Below are 3,303 nucleotides of genomic sequence, written 5' to 3' on the forward strand. Positions count from 1 at the left end.
AATTCTGTTGGATAAAAAAGATAGGCATAAGCCATATGTTTTGACCGACCAACCCGTCCCCTTAATTGATAAAGTTGTGCCAGACCAAACTGCTGGGCATTATTAATAATAATCGTATTGACCGTAGGTATGTCTATGCCTGATTCAATGATTAAGGTGGAGAGATTTTTTCCCCGAGAAGCGCTATTGCCCCGTCGCATTTGATTTGATGGGGTTACTTCTTGTAGAAGCACTACCCCTCACCATACCCTCTCCCCTGAGGGGAGGGGATTAAAGGGAGGGGAAAGAGGCTTTATCTATCAATTAAGTAGAGACAGAGCACTATCTGCACAGGTCGAAACTTTTCCCAATGAAGTATAAAAGTAGACACCTTTGACCCGCCTACGAAAAAATCTTCCTGCTTACCTTCATTATCTCACCAAAAACTAAAACTGAAGATGAGATTAAGAGAATACCACCACAATCAAGTAATGAGATAGTGGTGGTATGGAATATAGCCCTTAACGGCGTCCAGATTATCACCATTTGTAAAATAATCGAGCTTAATATCGCCCATATTAACCACATATTTGAAAATAAACCTCTAAATGCCGAGATGCGGTCACTTCTACAGTTCATAACATTGAACATCTGAAGCATCATTAAGGTGGTAAATGCTATTGTTCGAGCATAATCAAGATTTTCTTGAGGATTATAAAGATAAAATATTCCCAGTGTAGAGAGCATCATTATTATCCCAATGTACACCATCCAGGCAAATCGTCTGATGGAAACAATCTTTTTTCTTTTTTTCCTCGGCGGACTGGACATTATCCCCTTATCCGGCGGGTCTATGCCAAGGGCTAAAGCGGGTAAGCCATCGGTCATAAGATTTATCCATAAGATTTGTAAGGCTATTGCAGGTAAGGGCAGACCAATCATTATCGCGGTGAATATGGTAAATACCTCACCTAAATTAGAACTGAGTAAGTATGTGACAAATTTCTGGATATTATTGTAGATAGTCCTTCCTTCTTCAACCGCATTGACGATAGAGGCGAAGTTATCATCCCTGAGAATCATCTCAGAGGTCTCTTTGGCGACATCCGTGCCGGTTATTCCCATTGCAATTCCAATATCTGCGTCTTTTAAAGCCGGGGCATCATTTACCCCATCCCCGGTCATCGCCACGATATGGCCGTTCTTTTTTAATGCTTCGATTATCTGCATTTTATGTTCTGGAGAAACCCGGGCATAGATACTGACTTCTTCAACTATGCTATGCAGGTTTTTAATCTCATCTAATTCCTTACCGGTTAATGCCTTACCTGTCATTTCTAATTCTTTGGCGATTGCCATTGCTGTTAATTTATGGTCGCCAGTTATCATCACAACTTTTATGCCAGCGGTTTCACATTTTTTTATGGCGGCTTTTACTTCTTCTCTTGGCGGGTCAATCATCGCCTGTAACCCGACAAAGACTAAATCATCTTCCGTAGGTTTTGTCGTCTGGGTTTCTTTAAAGGCAAATCCTAAGATGCGTAAGGCATCCTGAGCAAACCCTTCATTTATTTTATGGATTTTTTCTTCGTCTTGTTTTGTTAATTTCCTTATTTTGCCATTGATGTAGATTTGGCGGCATTTTTCAAGAATAATATCTGGTGCTCCTTTGGTATAAGCAAAGAGTTTATTATCTATTTGATGGACAGTAGTCATCATCTTTCTTTTAGAATCAAAAGGGATTTCTGCTACCCGTGGATATTTTTTCTCTAATTCTTCTTTTATTAATCCTGCCTTTGCCGCACTGACGATTAAACTTGCCTCGGTTGGGTCACCAATGACTTTCTCTCCCTCAAGATTGGCATCATTGCATAAAACACCTATTCTTAACAATAACTCCTCCGGCGGTTTAGAGAAAGTCCCTTTGACAGAATAACCACTGCCAGTAACATTTATGACCTCATCATTTACAAATATTTTTTCTACAGTCATTTGATTACAGGTGAGTGTCCCTGTTTTATCTGAGCAAATGACCGTGGTGCAGCCAAGTGTTTCAACACTGGGTAGTTTTCTAATCAAGGCATTTTTCTTAATCATTCTCTGAACGCCTAATGCCAGGGAAATAGTAACGACAGCAGGTAATCCCTCAGGAATAGCGGCCACGGCTAAGGCAATGGCGGTGATGAACATTTCGATGTATTTACCTGTTTTTATTGCCCCAGCAACAAAAACAAAGATACAAATAGCAATAGTTAGCATCCCCAGCCATTGACCTAATTGCTTAAGGTTAATCTGTAATGGGGTAAGTCCTTTTTCTACCTCCTGGATTAATTCCGCAATCCTTCCTATCTCGGTATTCATAGCCGTGTTAACTACTACTGCCTTGCCGCGACCTCTGGTGATAATCGTGGATGAGAAAACCATATTTTTTTGCTCAGGCAGTGGTATTTTTTCGGCTAATAAAATCGCTTCTTTTTCAACCGGGGTGGATTCTCCGGTTAAAGATGCCTCTTGTGTCTGGAGATTTATTGCCTCGATTAACCTTGCATCTGCGGGTATTTTATCCCCTTCTTCTAAAACTAAAATATCTCCAGGAACAACCTCTTCTGCAGGTATTTCACAGACCTTGCCTCCTCTAATCACCTTTGCTTTTAGCGAAATAAGTTTTTTTAGTGCCTCGATACTCTTTTCAGCCCGATATTCTTGAACAAAGCCTAAAACAGCATTTAATACAAGAATCCCCGCAATTACTATGGCATCAAGGTATTCTTGAATAAAAAGGGAAATAACAACAGCCGCAATCAATATTCCAACAATAAAACTTTTGAATTGATTGATGAAGATGGTGAAAGGACTGATTTTTTTAATTTCTTTAAGGATATTTAGTCCAAATTTTTCAAGCCGCTTTTCTGCTTCGATGATAGATAAACCGTTTTTAGAGGTGTTAAGTTCTGTAAATATAGATTCTACTTCTTTAGCATAGGGCATTTCAAGGGGTGGTGGGATTAACTGAGTTATTTTGGAAATCTCTTGTGCCATAATTAATATTATACTACTTCTCGGAGCAGATGTCAATTGAAAGTTTTCCACCGAGAATTTCTGATTTCAAAACAATAATTGTTGACATTTGTTTAACACTATGGTAATATATCTCAAAACCCTATATCACCTAACTATTGAGTCCCTATTAAAAAATCTGTAACCGTTCAGGTTATACATTAGAAGTGTAAGAAGGGGGATAAGGAGATAAGGAAGATATGGAGATAAGATAATAGAAATAGATTGAAATTTATAGAAATAGGTAGAAATTGATTGTGGGAAACA

The 3,303-nt window shown here is 38.8% G+C and carries 2 protein-coding genes; both read right to left on the minus strand.

Going from position 1 to position 3,303, the window contains the following annotated elements; all coding sequences use genetic code 11:
* A partial coding sequence (locus AB1414_17755; GenBank protein MEW6609260.1) for a helicase-related protein occupies positions 1-233 on the minus strand: 233 nt, incomplete at its 3' end.
* A gap of 148 nt (positions 234-381) precedes the next feature.
* Positions 382-3,018 carry a calcium-translocating P-type ATPase, SERCA-type gene (locus AB1414_17760; GenBank protein MEW6609261.1) on the minus strand — a complete coding sequence of 879 codons (2,637 nt, stop codon included), beginning with the start codon at positions 3,016-3,018 and terminating at the stop codon, positions 382-384.
* Positions 3,019-3,303 lie beyond the last annotated feature (285 nt).

It is taken from the genome of bacterium (assembly GCA_040755795.1).
Taxonomy (GTDB): Bacteria; UBA9089; CG2-30-40-21; order CG2-30-40-21; family SBAY01; genus JBFLXS01.

Coding starts and splice junctions, on each gene's coding strand:
- AB1414_17760 (MEW6609261.1), bottom strand. CDS start 3,018: ATGGCACAAGAGATTTCCAAAATAACTCAGTTAATCCCACCACCCCTT.